Here is an 18454-nt window from a genome sequence, read left to right as displayed (position 1 = left end):
ATTCATAATTATCTGTTTTATATTCTTTTATATCCTTACTATCCATGTATACAAGGCAGTTCACGCCTTAAATAGTAAGATTATTCAAAATTCATTTTCCAGAGGGGGGATTGACGGATGCTCAACAAAAAAAATAAATGGACACCGTCTTTATTTCGGAATTATAAAAATGCAGAACACGATGCGTGTGGAATCGTTTCCGTTATGGAAAAACGAAGAATTCCTACAAAAGAAAACATCGATCTTTGTATACAATCGCTAGTCAAAATGAATCATAGAGCTGGTTTCATTAATGGCGAAGGAGATGGTATCGGAATTCATATCGACATGCCAAAAGCACTTTGGAATGAAAAACTGAAAAGTAGCGGATATAATCCAACGATTGTGGATCATCCCCACTTTATCGTTGGACATTTTTTTCTAAACAAAAAAGAAAACATTGCTGAGTTAAAAGATTACATTCGTACGCAACTAAACAATGAAAGCTTTACAATTGTTCTCGAAAATGATGATGTAATAAACTCAGATGCACTTGGTCCTCTTGGTAAACAAGAAGAACCTTTATTTTGGCAAATTGCCCTTATCGCCGAAAGTGAAGTTAAAAATATTGAACAAACATTATTTTCTGTAACAATAAAAATCGAAGAAAATGAAGCAATTCATGTTGCCTCATTAAGTCATGAACATGTTGTATATAAAGTTCTCGGTGCTGGCGATACACTCGTTGCTTATTACAATGATTTACAACACCCACTTATCGCTTCAACTATGACACTAGGACATAATCGCTATTCTACTAATACGTTATCTAATTTTTTTCGTGTACAACCATTTAGCATTCTCGGACATAATGGCGAAATTAACACGATTGCAAAATTACGCGATCAAGCTGAAATGATTAATGTACCACTTACTGCCGGGGGCAGTGATTCCCAAGATTTAAACCGCACCTTAGAAACCCTTCTCGTTCAGTATAACTACAGTTTATTTGAAGCAATGGATATATTATTTCCACCAATTATTAATGAAATAAAACTTTACGAAACAAACTTACAAAACTTATACACTTATATACGTGAGGCTTGGGGGCATTTCGCACAAGGTCCAGCTGGTATTATTTCACGTTATAAAGATGAAGCTGTTTTCAGTGTCGATTCCCTTGGATTACGCCCAGTTTGGAAAGTAGAGACAGAGAGCTCCTATATTTTCTCTTCTGAACCTGGCGTTGTATCACCAACTGAATATGTAGCAGAGCCGAAACCACTCGCTCCTGGAGAAAAAGTTGGCTTAAAATGGAATCAACAAGATGAGCTGGTTCTCTATGAATACGACAATTATCAAATTGAAGTATATAACCGTTTTAAGAAACGAATCGATGTTACCAATTATCATGTAAACTTATCTATCCCTGAAACGAAAGAAACTGAGGGATTATGTGATTCGGTTCAAGTTGAAACGAATCAATACGTCGCTTTCGGCTGGGATCGAGAACATATTCAGCTCCTTGAACAAATGGCGACAAAAGGCGTCGAACCAATTCGGTCACTTGGGCATGACTCACCACTTGCCGCACTTGATACAGATAGACGAAATATTGCTGATTTCATTAAGGAAAGTGTAGCCGTTGTTACAAATCCAGCAATCGATCGCGATCGCGAAGTTGAACACTTCTCCACACGTACTGTACTCGGAGAGCGTCCGGGTTTATTAGATAACTCTAAACAACCATTTGTAATCGAGATGCTTTCACCCATTATTTTAGAAGGGAATTTAGCTCAATCTATCGCGGCAGACTTACACACGATTACGTACGAACAACTTATACAGCTATTCATTACTCATAGCTCTGTCTCTACAATTTCTATTACATTTAGTCCATCAGAAACTCTACAAATCGCATTAAATCGAATTAGTTCCGAAGCGATAGCAGCCGTTAAAAATGGTGCTTCCCTACTATTATTAGATGACGCTAAATCTCATCAAAATGAACTGTTATGGATTGACCCACATTTAGTTACTGCTAAAGTACATCAAGCATTAACTGAAAATAAATTACGCCGGAAATGCTCTCTCGTTATACGTTCCGGTGCCCTTCGCTCCTTACACGATATCGTCACGCTATACGGATTAGGGGCAGATGGTATTAATCCATATTTATTGTTCGCAACGGTAAATGATGAAACAAAAGTACCAATTACTAATTTGTATACCGCACTTAATAAAGGACTAGAGAAAGTAATTTCAACCATTGGAATTCATGAATTACGCGGTTACGGTCGCCTCTTCTCCTCTATTGGATTACATGAGGAAATCGCAAATATATTACAAATTACAAACTTCTGCGGTTCAAATAATTTAGCTTTTTCACTTGAATCACTTGCTGAAGATGCAAAAATTCGAGCTGAGGATTTTAACAATCCAAAAGTTAGAATGCGAAAATCATTTCATATATTCCCACGGATTTGGAAAGCAATTGGTGATGTTGCAAAAGGAAACTCTTATGATGATTACCGCGACAAGTTAAGTGAATTAGAAGAAAACACTCCCATCGCAATCAGGCACCTTGTTCAAACAAAACAAGCACAGCATGTAGTTCCGACTGAAGAAGTGTCCATCGGCATTCACAATCATGATTTACCATTTATTATTAGTTCCATGTCATTTGGTTCTCAAAATGAAATTGCCTTTCGCGCGTATGCAGAGGCTGCCGATCAGCTAAATATGATTAGTTTGAACGGTGAAGGCGGCGAAATTAAAGATATGATTGGTAAGTACCCACATACACGCGGACAACAAGTTGCATCTGGCCGATTTGGAGTAAACGCTGAACTACTAAATTCATCAAATTTAATTGAAATTAAAATAGGTCAAGGAGCAAAGCCTGGTGAAGGTGGACATTTGCCTGGTTCAAAAGTGACTGCCAAAATTGCGGAAGCACGTAATGCTACAATTGGATCAGATTTAATTTCGCCTTCTAACAACCATGATATTTATTCGATTGAAGATTTAGCTCAAATGATTACAGAAATTAAAACGGCTAATCAACTTGCAAAAGTAGCCGTAAAAGTCCCTGTCGTTCCTAACATCGGAACAATTGCTGTCGGTATCGCAAAAGCTGGCGCTGATTTTATTAACATTAGCGGATTTGACGGCGGAACAGGTGCTGCACGTATTCATGCATTACAACATGTAGGTCTTCCAGTAGAAATCGGTGTTAAAGCTGCTCACAACGCTCTACTAGAATCAGGTATGAGACATAAAGTAGAGATTTGGGCCGATGGTGGTATTCGAAGTGTAAATGACGCCTTAAAAATCATGCTTCTTGGAGCAAACCGTATTGGGTTTGGCACATTATCAATGATTGCAATCGGCTGTACAACTTGCCGTGGTTGTCATCTAGATACTTGCCATGTTGGAATTGCAACACAAATTGAATCTGAAGCACAAGCGAAAGAACATGGATTACGCCGCTTCGTCCCGCGCGAATTAGAAAGCGCAGTTGCTGGCCTATTAAATTTATTCACCACTTTCGGTGTAGAATTGAAACGGTTAACAGGGCAACTCGGTTATACAAATTTACAAGAAATTGTCGGGCGTTCCGATTTATTAGAACAAGTTCGAGGTCAAGATTTGTTAGAGTTATGTAATTTACTGCAAACAATAGAAAATCCAACTGTTACAACAACAGTATCTGTAAAAGAAAAACAATTTGAAACAGTGCATTCTCCTCACTCAAAAGAATTAGTAGGAGTTGGCGTAGAACAACGAGTTATGGGCGGTTTAGAATCTTGTTATCGCGTTCGCAGTAAATTATATGAAGATACAAAGCTTGAACCACTTACATTAAAGTATACAAATGGCTCTGTTCCTGGAAATGGATTAGGTGCTTACAATAGCGAAAACTTATTTATACACGTAAATGGCGGTGCGCAAGATGGTATCGGTAAAACTTCATTTGGCGGTGGCATTTATATAACGAAAGCAAAAGGTAAAAATGGAACATATTATAACGGATCTGTCGGAAAAGGATTTGGATACGGCGCTCAAAAAGGTGCATTATACGTGCAAGGTAACGCTGATGCTCGTGCTGGCATTCGCCTTTCTGGAGCAGATATGATAATTGGAGGCAGAATTACAAAACCACTCCGCGAAAAAGAACAAGGAAATATCGGAGTATATTCTAATATAAAAGGATTTGCTTTTGAATATATGACAAATGGTCGCGCTCTTGTTTTAGGAGATCCTGGTCCATGGATTTGTGCCGGCATGACTGGTGGTGTTGTTTATTTACATCATGAGCCAAACTTAGGTTTAACAGAACACGCTTTAAAAAGAAGAATTGCTAAAGGTGCAAATGTAACATTGCAGCCAATTAGTAAAAATGGTTTGCAAGATGTGAATGAATTATTATTAGACTACATTCGTGTATTAAATGAGCACGAACAATATGAAGAAGTCGCTTTGTTAACGCCATTATTAGATGATATCCAGCTTCACTTCTATGAAATTATCCCGAAAAAAGAACAGGCGGATCCATCTATTTCAACTGAATGACATGTACAATATTTATTTTCATAAAAAAATTGACGAAGCGAACATCGCATAGTAATCTAGAATAACAATTTGAAACCTGCTGAAATTCAGCAGGTTTTTTTATTAAAGAATAGATGTTTAAAGAGAATTTGGAGAAATTATAAATTGATTGTAATTTATTTATTAAACTTTTTAACGTCACTAAAATATCACTTGCTAACATATTGTAATGAATGTATAGTATCATGTTGTACATTCATTATGACAAGAGAAAGGATATCAATAAGGGTATGAAACTTGGTGCTCGCATTTTAAAAACGGGTATTGCCATTACATTAGCTTTATTTGCTTGTATTTTACTTCAATTACCGAGTCCTGTATTTGCGGGAATCTCAGCTATCTTTGCTGTTCAACCGTCTGTATACCGCTCGTATTTAACTGCTCTTGAGCAAATTCAAGCAAACGTAATTGGTGCTGTATTCGCTATCGTATTTGCTACTGCTTTTGGACATAATCCTTTTATTATTGGATTAACGTGTATATTAGTAATTGCTCTTACTTTACAATTACGCTTAGAAAAAACAATATCACTCGCTTTAGTAACAGTTATCGCCATTATGGAGTATCAAGGCGAAGATTTCTTTAATTTTGCCTTACTTCGATTCGCGACGATTATGATTGGAATTATTGCGGCTTCGCTTGTAAATTTAGTATTTATGCCGCCAAAATATGAAACAAAACTTTACCATCGCATCGTTGATAATACAGAGGAAATTGTTAAATGGATTCGTATGAACAGTAGGCAAGCTTCTGATTTTACAACGCTAAAAACCGATATTGATCGCATGAAAGAAAAAATGATTAAACTAAATCATTACTATTTGCTGTATAAAGAAGAAAGAAGCTATACGAAAAAAATACAATTCGCGAAAATTCGCAAGCTCGTTTTATTCAGACAAATGTTAGCGACAACAAGCCGCGCTTTAAGCACGTTAAAATCATTACATCGCACCGAAAATGAACTGCGCTATATGCCAGAAGAGTTTCAGGAATCTATTCAAAACGAACTTGATTCATTAACGCATTATCACGAACAAGTGTTATTAAAATTTATTGGTAAAGCAAAGAAACAACAATCCGTTGAGATGCTTGATGAAGTTGAAACCGGTAAACAAGAATTGATTGATATCTTTATGGATTATCAAAATAAAGACGATGAGGAAGCATATAAAATATGGTTACACCTCTTCCCTCTTATTTCTTCAATTATTAACTACAGTGAGGAAGTAGAGCATTTAGATTTACTTGTGGATAGCTTCTACACATACCATAAACCAGAAAGCGAACTCCAAATCGAAGATAAAAAAGAAGACGAATAAAAAAACAGCTCCTTTTACGCTAAAGGAGCTGTTTCTGTTATATGCTGAAGTTGATATAGATTGTAATAAAACCCCCTCTTTTTCATTAACTCTTCATGAGAACCCTTTTCTTTTATTTCACCATCTTCAACATAAATAATTGTATCAACATGCGTAATCGTCGCTAATCGATGTGCAATAATAATTGTTGTCCGATCTGCAGCTAACGTTTGCAGTGCCTCTTGAATATATCGTTCATTTTCTAAATCTAAAGCGGAAGTTGCTTCATCTAATATAAGTAAAGACGGATTCTTTAGAAAAACCCGTGCGATTGCTACACGCTGTCTTTGTCCACCAGATAATTTCACACCACGTTCCCCAACGACAGTATCATAGCCCTCTGGCAACTCTGTAATAAAATTATGAATTTGTGCAGCTTTGGCAGCTGAAATCACTTCCGCCTCTGTAGCTTTCGGATTGCCATATAAAATATTAGCCCCGATTGTATCGCTAAATAATAAATTATCTTGTAGCACAATTCCAATATGACTACGTAAATTTCTCATATTATACTTTCTTACATCTATCCCGTCTATATAAACTGCACCTTCAGAAACATCGTAAAAACGCGGAATTAAACTAGCAAGAGATGACTTTCCTCCTCCACTTGCCCCTACAAGCGCAACCTTCTCTCCCGGGCGCATAGTTAATGACAGATTATGCAATATTTCTTTTTCATCCGCATTATAACGAAAAGAAACATTATCAAATATAACTTCCCCATCTAGCCTTTTCGCTTGCACCGCATTTGGCACATTAACAATATCGTATTTTTCATCCAACAATTCAAACACTCGATCCATCGAAGCGAAAGACTGTGTTAATGTTGTAGATGAATTAACAAGGCGACGAAGCGGACTATATAAACTATCCATATATCCAACAAAAGCAACCATCGTACCCAGTGTTAACGACCCTTGAATTACCTCATATGCCGCAAAACCAATAACAAGTAACGGCCCTAAATCCGTTAACGTATTCACTACCGAAAACGTTCTCGCCGTCCAACTCGTATGAGTTAGTGCTTTCGTTAAAAATTCATTGTTTCTCTTTTCAAACTGTCCTCTTTCATACTCTTCTAATGCAAAACTACGTGTCACTTGCATCCCTTGAATACGTTCATGTAAATACCCTTGCATAGTTGCTAACGCTTGCGAGCGCTCTTTCGTCAATTTTCGAAGGCGCCCGAAAAAATATTTCACTGCAACTACATAAATAGGTAAGATTAATAAAGCAACAAAGGTTAATTTTATATTCATAGAAAACATAACGATAATGGCAATAACAATTGTTGCAGTATCTAACCAGACATTCATAAGACCAGTAATTACAAAGTCCTTCGTTTGTTCTACATCATGGATTACACGTGAAATAAGCTCCCCTGTTTTTGTGTTCGAATAATAACGTAAGCTCAATTTTTGCAAGTGCCCAAAAATGTATTTTCGTAAATCGTATAGTATTGTATTGGCAATGCGCTGCGCGAAATATTGACGATAATATTCTATCGGCGGTCTTACTACTGCAAAAATAAAAAAAGCAATCCCAATTGCGGTTATTAATTGAGACGTTTTTTCTTGAAGCGATCCCGTGCCTTGAATAACATCATCAATAATATACTTTAATAACCATGGCATAATAAGCGGGATACCGAACTTCACAAGACCAATAATAATTGTAATAGCAATAAGCCATCGATATGGTTTAACAAATTGTAAATATCTTTTTATACCTTGCACATAATCCCCCCTCTAATAGGACAAACCTGCCGGGAAATTCCCTGCAGGTTTGTTTTAATTTCTGTACATTAAATATCTTTCGTACCACATATCTACGAAATCCGGTGCGAATGGACCTTTTCTTTGATGAATCCACTGTGTTAAATGTGCTACATTTCGTTTTAAAATTGTATCAATAACAGGTGGATACTGCATGATTTGACTATGCTTTTCATACTCATCTTCATCCAAAAGTGTATATGTCATATCTGGATACACTTTAATGTCTAAGTCGTAATCAATATACTTTAATGCTTCAGAGTCATATGCAAAAGGAGAACTTAAATTACAATAATAATATACTCCTTCTTCTCTCAGCATTCCAATTACATTAAACCAATAATTAGCATGGAAGTAACAAATCGCAGGCTCGCGAGTAACCCATGTTCGACCATCTGATTCCGTAACTACTGTACGATCATTTGCTCCGATCACAAGGCTCTGCGTCCCTTTTAAAATTGTTGTCTCTTCCCACATTCTATGAATGGAGCCATTATGTTTATAACTATGTATTTGTACCTTTTCTCCTTCTTTGGGAAATCCCATATATGCTCCCTTCTTTCAACCGCAAATGCTTTTCTTAAGTTATTTTAACTACCCCTTGAACTGCATTCACTTTTTTTCTATTATAACTTTTTTGTCAAAATTTTAAAACTAAAGCGATAGGACACTTGTTTTCATGAGGAATATAATGAAGTTTGTATTATTGAATACCACATCACTAACCCTTTTAACGAAGGAACATTTCCTATGAATTAGCAATACGTATTTTAGAAGATTAAACGAAGATATAACAAAAAGAAAAGCCCCCTCACCTCTGTTTGAAGTGAACCCGAATAGTGGTACATGAAAAAAACACCTCCTGAATTCGCATACTAAGTATGCAAATTCAATGGAGGTGTTTTTCGTTTGAAGACAAGAGTTCATTACCCAGAAGAAATAAAGTGGAAAGTGATTGAGATGAAAAAGGATGGTTATTCAAATCGTACCATTATGGAGACACTCGGCATTAAAAATGTTTCCCAAATTAAGACATGGATGAAATGGTATCGTACAGATCAAACATATCGTTTTCAACAACCTGTAGGAAAACAATATTCTTATGGAAAAGGGTCAAAAGAGCTAAGTGAATTGGAACAGCTACGATTAGAAAATAAACATTTAAAAACAAAATTACTTGTATGGGGAAAGTATCTGGAAATCGAAAGGAGCTGAAACCACATACCGTTATTACCCTATGGAATGAATTAAAAACAAAAATAACCGTACAAGAACTGTGTAAAGTATTAGAGTTACCACGTTCCTCATTTTATCGTTGGTTACAGATAGCCGAACGCCCTAAAGACGAGATAGAAGAGAAAGTAAAGAAAATCTGCCTTAGGCATAAATTGCGGTATGGATATCGAAGAGTGACCGCCACTCTTCGAAAAATGGGACTGTGTGTGAATCATAAAAAAGTATTACGGATTATGAGACAATATCATATACTCTCAAAAGTGCGTCGAAAGAAAAAGAAATATATGAATGGTGCGGAACCAGTGGTAGCTCCTCATCGATTGGAGCGTCAATTTGAAGCATCAGCCCCAAATGAAAAGTGGTTCACAGATGTGACTTACTTATTATTTGGAGAGCGTACCTTGTATTTATCGACGATTATGGATGCCTTTAATCGTGAAATTATTAGTTATGTCATCAGTGAGTCACAAACACTAACATTAGCGATGAAGACATTAAAACAAGCAATGCGAGGAAGAAAAATAAAAGATGTGATCCTTCACTCAGATCAAGGGAGTATTTATACAGCGAAGGAATTTCAAGCATGTGCCAAAGAAAACGGCATTATCACCAGCATGTCCCGGAGAGGAAATTGCCATGATAATGCCGTCATGGAAAGCTTCTTTGGTCATTTAAAAAGTGAAGCTTTCTACTCACAAAAGATAACAAAAGTATCCAACACAACTGTGCGAAAGATTGTGCTAGAATACATTCATTACTACAATTGTGTGCGAATTCAAGAAAAATTAAACCACCTATCCCCTAAAGAATTTAGGGAACAGATGGTTTAGGTGTTTTGATAGGTGTCCCGTTTTCGGGGTTCACTTCAGTTTAAGAAAGGACTTTTCACCTAAAATCAACAACATATCTCACCCTTAATTTGAAATTATTTTTTCGATTTCAAAAGATTGAATCACATTATTCGTTTGCTGTTCAAATTTTTCATGTAAAAGTTTTAATGCTATTTCTGTTCTATATATTTCTTGACGGATAAAATGCAATTCTTTTTTATCGCACGCATCCCTTTCACTCATTTCAATTTGCTGATAATTCTCTAAATGCGATTGTAACTTTAAAAGCTCATCCATCGTTTCCAACTGCTCTCCTACCAACTTATCAAAGTCGTTCATCACTTACCCCCTTTTTTGATTCATTCGCCATTTATAATTCCTATTACATATTTCTAATCGTGAACTTCTTTCTCCTTTGACTACATTTGTTGACTTATTAGAAGTTATGTCGTTCCCTTTATTTTCATTACAGTGACACGCACACAAAGAAAACACTTCTCTCGAATTGGAGAAGTGTTTTTCTTTCATTACTCGTTTGAACTAGAAGATTGTGATTGTTTTGCAGCCGATTGTGCATTTTGCTTTTTCACTGCATGCACATCTGTTTCAGTTGCAAACTCTGTACCATAACTAGCATTTGCACTTTGAGCAGCAGAAGCTTGTGCTTTCTGTGCCTCTGATTGTGCGTTCGCTTGTTTTACTGCTTGTACATTCGTTTCAGTTGCAAACTCTGTACCATAGCTAGCATTTGTACTTTGAATGCTAGCACCAGAAGTTGCCTTATTATAACCTTGTTGTTTTTTACTCATCTTTCTCACCTCCACAATCAATAATGTAACCAATTCACTTAGAAGTTATCCCTAATTTTCTTTTTGAAAATTCACGTATATATCTCTTATCACTCATTCAAACTACATATGATGGAGGTGGGAATATGTATACTGGACGTGATATGACTGAGCTAACTATGATTTCCAAAAATGAATGGAAAGAGGATGAATTAGCTTATTTTCATCATTCATTTCAGCAAATTATGCCTTATCTAAATGTAGAGGGACAAACGATTTATAAAGAAGTTGTGAAAGAAATCGAGTCACGGGGCGGATTATAAACGCGTGGATTTTCAACCTCAAAATACAAATTTATTTTCAATATAAAAAAACGTGTTCCAAAGTTCTGGAACACGTTTTTTATTATTTATCCCGCTATTTGCCGGGCAGTAAGACCCCACCTCAAAATGCAGCGAAAGCAAAGAAGTTAGGTTGGGGCCTTGCTGCCCATAAAAGCCCGATTGGTGAGGGCTAATAATCAGTGGGGGGATGAAGAAAACCCCACTGATTAAAGTTTCACTTTACTGCATTGTAATTTTCTCAACACACTTTTCGTAAATTGTACGATGTGATTTCGAGAAAGGTAACTGTTCAAACGCTTCTTTCGATACAAACTTTAATGTATCCGTTTCGACAATATTACCTGTTACTTTTCCGTAAAATATGAAGATATCCCAAGTACGATGTGTAAAAGTATGTTGTACATTCATCGCGTATTCATCAATAGAAACAGAGAGATCAAAGCTCTCCTTCATATAATCCGTAAGCTGTTGTTTTTGATTACGAATACCTTCACTTAGTTCAATATTCGGAAACTCCCACATATTAGCCAGTAATCCCGTACTTGGGCGTTTATTAATTACGTAACGGCCATCTTCAATTTGAAGTACTCCCGCAACGAGCGGTACCATTGTAGGTGCTTTCGCTTTACTCTTCACTGGTAGTTCTTTTTGAACACCTTCAGCATACCCTCTGCAATGTTCACGTACAGGACAAAGTAAACAAGATGGATTTTTCGGTATACAAATTAATGCCCCTAATTCCATCAAACCTTGGTTAAAATAAGATGGATTTTCTATAGAAATAATTTCACGCACAATCTCTTCAAAAACTTTTCTCGTTTTCGGTTTTGCAATATCATCCCACACTGATAAAATACGAGATAATACGCGCATAACATTTCCATCAACCGCTGGCTCTGGTATGCCATATGCAATACTTAAAATGGCACCTTTTGTATATGGTCCCACTCCTTTTAATTTTTCAATTTTCTTTACATCGCTCGGTACTGTCCCGCCGTATACTTCTTTTACCTCTTTTACTGCAGCATGTAAATTTCGTGCTCTAGAATAATAACCTAAGCCTTCCCATGCTTTTAATACTTCTTCATCATCGGCAGTTGCTAGCGCTTCAAGCGTAGGAAACTTCCCCATAAAATTTGCGTAATATGGTTTTACAGCCTCTACCCTTGTTTGCTGTAACATAATTTCTGAAACCCAAACACGGTATGGATCTTTATTTTTTCGCCACGGTAAATCACGTTGTTCTTTTTCAAACCAACCAATTAAATCATTTTGAAACTGTTCTATGTTAAACTCATTTAATATTTCAAGTGTCAAACTTGATCCCCCTCATTTTTTTGCATATACGTACTATTATAAAGATTTTAGGAAAAAATTTAAGTAAGATGACATAGGAAATAGAAGGCAAAGGACTTGAGGTATCGAATAAAAAGAGTTACATTAATAAAAAACGGAGGTGGATTTCTATGGACACAGCCACTCACCTTGTTATGGGCGTTACTCTAGGCAGTTTGGCAACATTAGATCCAGCTATAGCACAAAGTGATATTGGGCCACAAGCAGTGATGCTTGCAACAATTGCCGGTTCCAATATTCCTGACATCGATACAGTTTTAAAATTGCGTAATAACGCTAAATATATAAGAAATCATCGCGGGATTACTCATTCCATCCCTGCAGTGATCCTTTGGTCACTCCTTATAAGTGGCATCTCTTTCGCCTTCTTTTCAGACGCTCCCTATCTGCATCTACTACTTTGGTCATTTATTGCCGTCTTTCTTCATGTCTTTGTGGATATTTTCAATGCCTATGGTACACAGGCATTAAGGCCCTTCACAAAAAAATGGGTAGCGCTCGGCATAATTAATACGTTTGATACTGTCATTTTCTTTATCCATATACTAGCTATCGCCTGTATGCTTGTCGGAGCACATAAAGGCTATACTGCTTTAGCAGCGTATATATTAATGTTTGTTTACTACATTGGCCGCATTATGATGCATCGAAATATCAAAAGTGTAGTATACAAACGTTTCAAAAATGTAGAGAAAGTAATTATTTCTCCTTCTTACAAATTTTATCATTATCATTTAGCCGTCGTTACAACTGAACATTACTACGTCGCAAGATGGCACCGCGGTAACATCCTTATATACGACAAATTCGATCGCGTACCGTTCCCGAATACCGCCATTATGCAAGCCGCTGTGCGAGATGAAAATATATCTGCTTTCTTATCTTTCTCGCCTGTATATCGCTGGGATATTTTCGATTATGATAACTATTATGAAGTTCGATTTATTGATTTGCGGTATCGAAGTAAAGATTATTATCCATTCGTCGCAATCGTTCAGCTCGATCAAAATTTAAATATTATTAGTTCATATACAGGATGGATTTTCAGCGAAGAGAAACTTCGAAAGAAACTGGAATTGCTTCCACATTAAAAAAAGCGACCTACGTCGCTTTTTTTAATGTTTCAAATGATCTTCTTGATTGATTAAATGGCTATACTTCGGATTATTTGTACGCATTTCATGAAGGCGCCCTCCATGATTATTAACCCATGTTCGTACCACTTGTTCAGTCATTTCCTCACCTTGGTAACGACCTGATTTAGCATAAGTTGTTCGGAAGTCTTCCCACAGTAATTCAACCCATGCACGAGCTTGTGCGTAAGAAAGGTTGTCATTTTTATCTAATAATTCTTTCGTTAATGTTTCATAAATATCATTCATGTTCTATTCTCCTTTTACCTATTTATTCCCTTAATTTCTAAAGGATAGTTTCTTCTATTTTGCACATTCTATAAGTGATACTTCTTAAAGAGGTATCAACTGATAATGAGGGGGCGTTCTTAATGGGTAGACAAGCCGAATTTTGGTCTGAGTCAAAAAACAACAGCAAAATCGACAGTCAACCGAAAGCGAAATCACGCTTCGCTTCGAAACGACCTAACGGCACAATTAACACGCACCCACAAGAGCGTATGCGTGCTGCAAATCAGCAGGAAGAGTAGTACAAATTAAATTCCTACACGAGGTGATAAAGATGAGCTACCGTGACCATTTAGATCGTCGTTCTGAATTATTTAACCATACGTGGACTCGTCCAAAACATGCGAAGGCGCAAGTTAACGGACAGACGCAACAAACCCAGTCTCTCATTATACTGGCAAACGAATGTAAAAAACGCCAATTTTAGAATCTCCTATCTCCTTTAACGCCTACCAAAGATGAAAACCAGAGAGATTCGCTCTCTGGTTTTTATTTTTCTTGTAGCAAGGAAATTGGTATTCCAATCTCTTCATTATCATGTTGCTTATATCCCCAAGCAAATACCCCATTGAAATACGTAATTTTAAATACCACACCAGGTTCTTCTACTAATTCATATGTCTCACCAATATGGAATTTATTTATATCTATCATATAAGCACGAGCCATAGCCATTTTTCTCATTAATACATCGAATTCATTTACAATTCCAAGTTGCTCAGCCTTTACTGCTTGCTCCTTCAAAACCCCAATTTCTTCCCTTAGCTCATGTGGTGTCATTTCACTGTAGCGTTTTGGCGTACCCATCTTATTTCCTCATCCCTCTTCACGTTTCATTTGTAAAAATATATCTATCTCATCAATAGAGAATCCTTTTCGATATAACGCTTGCTTCACCTTATTTTCGAATGTCCAACCATCATACTTCTTATATTTCTCATAATATTTATTCCCATGATAGTGTAACGCTTCTTCTTGCTGTTCGTCATCTTTTTCGTCTTTCAATTCTTCCAAGCAAATTTGAATCACATCTCTAGAATATCCTTTACGAACAAGCATTTCATCTAACTTTAGCTTCATTTGTAAAAATGAATGCTTTTGATAAGATTTTTTCTTCTTTTCTATAAGAAACAAAGCATTCTCCATTTGCTTCTCCTTTGGATACTCTTGTAAACTATGTGTAATGATTAAATCCTGAACACCTTTACTTAATAGCCCTCTCCTAATAACAGTTGGACCTTTTTGATTCACATTACTTTGCGTTCGCACGTATGAAATAGCGTACTCTTTATCATTAATATATCGATCATGTAATAATTTCGAAACGACTTCAGAGATGATGGCCTGTCCCACTTCTTTTTTTCGTAAGAAATCTTCTATTTCTTGTTTTGTTCTCATTTGATAGGATAAATAGGAAATCGCTTGTAAATATGCTTTTTGTACCTCTTCATTGTACAAAATATTCCCTAACGCTACTTCATCAATTTCTAAGCCTTTTTGTAACCCATGTTTCATTAAGATTGATTGATTCACACTAAACCCGTACTCTTCGCCTTGACCTTTATCAATATAAATATTAAATCGTTCTTTCGATCGTTTTTGCACTTCTATTTTTGTAATGACAGTCATACTCTCACCTCTCTATTATTTTAACATAGTCAAGGAACGTTTTTTCTTTTCAAGAATATATATAATGAGGAGGAAATGATTGTGAAAATCGCAATTTCTGGTGGCTCTGGCTTTATAGGCAAATCCCTTTCTAGTTTTTTTATTCAAAAGGGATTTACTGTTTACATTCTTACTCGAAAAAAAATTGCTGAAACTTCACACACTAACCTTCAATACGTACAGTGGACACCGGATTTACAGACCTTCCCTCTCTCCTCTATCGATGTAGTTATTAATCTAGCCGGAGAATCTATTAATAGTAGATGGACAAAAAAACAAAAAGAATCAATTTTAAACAGTAGAATTCAAACAACAAAAGGACTCATTAAACAATTACAAACACTTGAAACAAAGCCACACACATTTATTAATGCAAGTGCCATTGGATACTATGGGACATCTGAAACCGAATCTTTTACAGAACAGCAAGAGACTCCAGGAGATGACTTTTTAGCAAACACAGTATATTTGTGGGAGCAAGAAGCATCTAAAGCCCGCTCCATTGGAATAAGAACTGTCTACACAAGATTTGGAGTCGTATTAGGCGCAGATGGAGGAGCTCTTCCAAAAATGCTACTTCCCTATCAATTATATATCGGCGGTACACTTGGATCTGGAAACCAATGGTTATCATGGATTCATATAGACGATGTCGTTCGCATGATTGATTTCATCATTCACAAAAAAGAAATTGACGGACCTTTTAATATTACAGCGCCAACGCCAATACGGATGAAAGAGTTCGGTGAAATTATTGCCACTATAACTAGGCGACCTCATTGGCTACCTGTTCCTTCATTTGTACTTCGCGCTTTACTCGGTGAGATGAGTATACTTGTATTAGAAGGGCAACATGTATTACCCAATAAAGCTATTAAACATGGATATCAATACACATTTCCAACAGTTAACCATGCATTACAAAATATCCTCTTGCATACAATGTAGTACTTTTAAAATACAGTTTTACGGGTAGTCTATCTCCTCCAAGACTTCTTACTTTTTAAACACCGGAGCATTACTACACGAAAAACCTTTCAGTTACTTTGTCTAAACCTATTCTACACATTACAAGGTGACGGAAATGAGGTCTCTATGAAAATATTGCTCAAACAAGCCATTGTATATCCTATTACATCCCAAAAGTTTCAAGGAGATGTACTCGTTATAGGAGAACGCATTGCCGCGGTCAAACCTCATATCGATACTACTCAGGATATGACCGTTATAGATGCACGAGCTCTTCATCTCTTGCCTGGATTTATTGATGTTCATACTCACCTTGGCCTCTACGATGAAGGTACTGGTTGGGCTGGTAATGATGCAAATGAAACATCCGAAGTTTCAACACCACATATCCGTTCTTTAGACGGGATTCATCCTTTTGATATTGCATTTCAAGACGCTGTACAAAATGGTGTTACGACTGTTCACGTGATGCCCGGAAGCCAAAACATTATCGGCGGTACTACTTGCGTAATAAAAACTGCTGGAACTTGTATAGATCATATGATTATTCAGGAACCTGCTGGTTTAAAAATTGCCTTTGGAGAAAACCCTAAAAAGTTCCATAGTAACGGTACAAAAGAATCAATAACACGTATGGGAATTATGGGGTTACTTCGTGAATCATTCTATGACGCACAACACTACGGGCATGAAGCTGATTTTCGAATGCTACCTATTTTAAAAGCACTCCGCCGAGAAATACCGGTACGTATCCACGCTCACCGCGCAGATGATATCACTTCAGCTTTACGCTTTGCGACAGAATTCAATCTTGATTTACGTATTGAACATTGTACAGAAGGACACTTTATTGTTGAAGAGCTTTCGAAACACAATTTAAAAGTTTCAGTTGGACCTACTCTTACGCGACGTTCGAAAATCGAACTTAAAAACAAAACGTGGGATACTTATCATATTTTATCGAAAAATGGAGTAGAAGTTTCTATTACAACCGACCACCCTTATACACCAATTCAATATTTAAATGTTTGCGCTGCCATTGCAGTAAGAGAAGGATTAGATGAGAAAACAGCGTTGGAAGGAATCACTATTTTCCCAGCTCGAAATTTACGTTTGGAGGATAGAATTGGAAGCATTGATGTTGGAAAAGATGCTGACCTCGTGTTATGGACACATCATCCTTTCCATTATTTAGCCAAGCCTGTACTCACTATGATTGACGGAAAAATAATTTACAAAAAAAATAAAAAAAACTAGTTTATTTTTTTGACTAGATACAGTATTATACGATTATAAACTGAATGAAACCATAATCAATTTGTGTCGTGATTATCATTTTCAAATTGATGAATGGGGAAGGCAAATGGTGCGCCACCAGCGTTAGAAACTGGTTCTAGTGGGTTCGATTCCCACCCCGAAATTTTTTAAAGATTGATATAAAAATTTCGAGGGTGGGTGCTTTTTCGTCATGCTACCCTCGTGTGAGGAGGAGTTAGTGTGTTGAAAAAACGCGACTTACACGACAGCCACGTTCTATACGAATTAATGGTGGATCCTGCTGTCTTCCCTTTTGTGCGTCAAAAGGCCTATTCTTATGAAGAATATTTATTTTTAACGAAACAAACAATCGAAGCCGAAGAGCGTGGAGAATTAATCTCACGCACAATTTTAGATGAATGGGGTAACCCCATCGGCACAATTACTTTATTTGATGTGCAAGAAAAAGCTGGATTCCTCGGAACTTGGCTTGGCAAACCATATCATGGTAAAGGATATAATAAATTGGCGAAAGATTCATTTTTTAGCGAACTTTTCTATGAATTAGATATTGAAACGATTTTTATGCGTATTCGTAAAATAAATATTCGGTCTATTAAAGCTGCCGAAAAACTACAATATGTAAATCTAGCAAACGAAACAAGAAAAGCCGTTTATGATGAAATTAACGCGCATGAAGAAGTATATAATTTATATGAAATTCCAAAAGATCAGTATACACTTGCAACAATGCGAGATACAACCTTCCAAGAAGCACACCAATTAAAAGAAGCGTAATCTAAAAATTCAGAAATGATAATTAATCATTACTAGTTTGACATATATGTATATCACCCCA

At 36.5% G+C, this 18454-nt stretch carries 18 protein-coding genes; 10 read left to right on the top strand and 8 right to left on the bottom strand.

Annotated features, from left to right (window positions below):
- Nucleotides 1-117: 117 nt before the first annotated feature.
- Together MKY90_RS02645 and MKY90_RS02640 are read left to right on the top strand one after the other, a co-directional pair.
- Nucleotides 118-4554, top strand: coding sequence for a glutamate synthase-related protein (locus MKY90_RS02645; protein ID WP_098167580.1), 4437 nt, complete (start codon nucleotides 118-120; stop codon nucleotides 4552-4554).
- A gap of 269 nt (nucleotides 4555-4823) precedes the next feature.
- Nucleotides 4824-5912 (top strand): aromatic acid exporter family protein, encoded by a 1089-nt coding sequence (locus MKY90_RS02640; protein WP_002063696.1) that lies wholly within the window; start codon nucleotides 4824-4826, stop codon nucleotides 5910-5912.
- Nucleotides 5913-5926: 14 nt separating this feature from the next.
- Here the strand turns inward: MKY90_RS02640 and MKY90_RS02635 are convergent, their stop codons facing one another.
- Nucleotides 5927-7687, bottom strand: coding sequence for an ABC transporter ATP-binding protein (locus tag MKY90_RS02635; RefSeq protein WP_002169212.1), 1761 nt, complete (start codon nucleotides 7685-7687; stop codon nucleotides 5927-5929).
- 54 nt (nucleotides 7688-7741) lie between these two features.
- Nucleotides 7742-8272 carry a nucleoside tri-diphosphate phosphatase gene (ntdP, locus tag MKY90_RS02630; RefSeq protein WP_000506630.1) on the bottom strand — a complete coding sequence of 177 codons (531 nt, stop codon included), beginning with the start codon at nucleotides 8270-8272 and terminating at the stop codon, nucleotides 7742-7744.
- A 363-nt stretch (nucleotides 8273-8635) separates the two neighbouring features.
- Between ntdP and MKY90_RS02625 the strand changes: the two genes are divergently transcribed.
- Nucleotides 8636-9792 (top strand): IS3 family transposase gene (locus tag MKY90_RS02625; RefSeq protein ID WP_215598873.1). Its coding sequence is split into 2 segments (ribosomal slippage): nucleotides 8636-8888 and nucleotides 8888-9792, totalling 1158 coding nucleotides; the frame shifts between segments, so codons are not numbered across the junction.
- A gap of 84 nt (nucleotides 9793-9876) precedes the next feature.
- Here the strand turns inward: MKY90_RS02625 and MKY90_RS02620 are convergent.
- On the bottom strand, nucleotides 9877-10131 hold the full coding sequence (locus MKY90_RS02620) for a YgaB family protein (RefSeq protein WP_063219463.1): 255 nt from the start codon (nucleotides 10129-10131) through the stop codon (nucleotides 9877-9879).
- 188 nt (nucleotides 10132-10319) lie between these two features.
- A complete protein-coding gene (locus MKY90_RS02615) occupies nucleotides 10320-10601 on the bottom strand; it encodes a gamma-type small acid-soluble spore protein (protein ID WP_002125062.1) in 282 nt (93 codons plus the stop codon).
- Between the two features lie 125 nt (nucleotides 10602-10726).
- On the opposite strand from MKY90_RS02615, the gene MKY90_RS02610 reads away from it, so the two are divergent.
- Nucleotides 10727-10903, top strand: a complete 177-nt coding sequence (locus MKY90_RS02610; protein ID WP_002091123.1) for a hypothetical protein — start codon at nucleotides 10727-10729, stop codon at nucleotides 10901-10903.
- A gap of 240 nt (nucleotides 10904-11143) precedes the next feature.
- Here the strand turns inward: MKY90_RS02610 and mutY are convergent, their stop codons facing one another.
- Nucleotides 11144-12241: an A/G-specific adenine glycosylase gene (mutY, locus tag MKY90_RS02605; protein WP_341090258.1), complete on the bottom strand. Its 1098-nt coding sequence runs from the start codon at nucleotides 12239-12241 to the stop codon at nucleotides 11144-11146.
- 149 nt (nucleotides 12242-12390) lie between these two features.
- Between mutY and MKY90_RS02600 the strand changes: the two genes are divergently transcribed.
- Nucleotides 12391-13371, top strand: coding sequence for a metal-dependent hydrolase (locus MKY90_RS02600; protein WP_098167582.1), 981 nt, complete (start codon nucleotides 12391-12393; stop codon nucleotides 13369-13371).
- A gap of 24 nt (nucleotides 13372-13395) precedes the next feature.
- On the opposite strand, the gene MKY90_RS02595 is transcribed toward MKY90_RS02600, so the two are convergent.
- Nucleotides 13396-13662: a YfhJ family protein gene (locus MKY90_RS02595; RefSeq protein ID WP_002010328.1), complete on the bottom strand. Its 267-nt coding sequence runs from the start codon at nucleotides 13660-13662 to the stop codon at nucleotides 13396-13398.
- Nucleotides 13663-13784: 122 nt separating this feature from the next.
- Here MKY90_RS02595 and MKY90_RS02590 point away from each other — a divergent pair, with 122 nt between their 5' ends.
- Nucleotides 13785-13943, top strand: a complete 159-nt coding sequence (locus tag MKY90_RS02590; RefSeq protein ID WP_002125059.1) for a small, acid-soluble spore protein K — start codon at nucleotides 13785-13787, stop codon at nucleotides 13941-13943.
- A gap of 32 nt (nucleotides 13944-13975) precedes the next feature.
- A complete protein-coding gene (locus tag MKY90_RS02585) occupies nucleotides 13976-14128 on the top strand; it encodes a YpzG family protein (RefSeq protein ID WP_002010325.1) in 153 nt (50 codons plus the stop codon).
- 62 nt (nucleotides 14129-14190) lie between these two features.
- Here the strand turns inward: MKY90_RS02585 and MKY90_RS02580 are convergent, their stop codons facing one another.
- Both MKY90_RS02580 and recX read right to left on the bottom strand, forming a co-directional pair.
- Nucleotides 14191-14508: a YfhH family protein gene (locus MKY90_RS02580; protein WP_002010323.1), complete on the bottom strand. Its 318-nt coding sequence runs from the start codon at nucleotides 14506-14508 to the stop codon at nucleotides 14191-14193.
- Nucleotides 14509-14517: 9 nt separating this feature from the next.
- On the bottom strand, nucleotides 14518-15330 hold the full coding sequence (gene recX / locus MKY90_RS02575; RefSeq protein ID WP_002125056.1) for a recombination regulator RecX: 813 nt from the start codon (nucleotides 15328-15330) through the stop codon (nucleotides 14518-14520).
- An 81-nt stretch (nucleotides 15331-15411) separates the two neighbouring features.
- Here recX and MKY90_RS02570 point away from each other — a divergent pair, with 81 nt between their 5' ends.
- The 3 genes from MKY90_RS02570 to MKY90_RS02560 all read left to right on the top strand — a co-directional run bounded on the left by MKY90_RS02570 (nucleotide 15412) and on the right by MKY90_RS02560 (nucleotide 18393).
- The gene (locus MKY90_RS02570; protein WP_002140287.1) at nucleotides 15412-16317 is read left to right on the top strand and encodes a TIGR01777 family oxidoreductase; all 906 of its coding nucleotides are present in this window, start codon (nucleotides 15412-15414) and stop codon (nucleotides 16315-16317) included.
- A 147-nt stretch (nucleotides 16318-16464) separates the two neighbouring features.
- Entirely contained in the window at nucleotides 16465-17595 is a 1131-nt protein-coding gene (locus MKY90_RS02565) for an amidohydrolase (RefSeq protein WP_002010318.1), read from the top strand.
- Nucleotides 17596-17835: 240 nt separating this feature from the next.
- Nucleotides 17836-18393: a GNAT family N-acetyltransferase gene (locus tag MKY90_RS02560; protein WP_002091129.1), complete on the top strand. Its 558-nt coding sequence runs from the start codon at nucleotides 17836-17838 to the stop codon at nucleotides 18391-18393.
- Nucleotides 18394-18454 lie beyond the last annotated feature (61 nt).

This window comes from Bacillus sp. FSL P2-0099 (assembly GCF_038007445.1).
In the GTDB taxonomy this organism is placed as follows: Bacteria; Bacillota; Bacilli; order Bacillales; family Bacillaceae_G; genus Bacillus_A; species Bacillus_A mycoides.
This window is presented reverse-complemented; position numbering and strand designations above follow the sequence as displayed.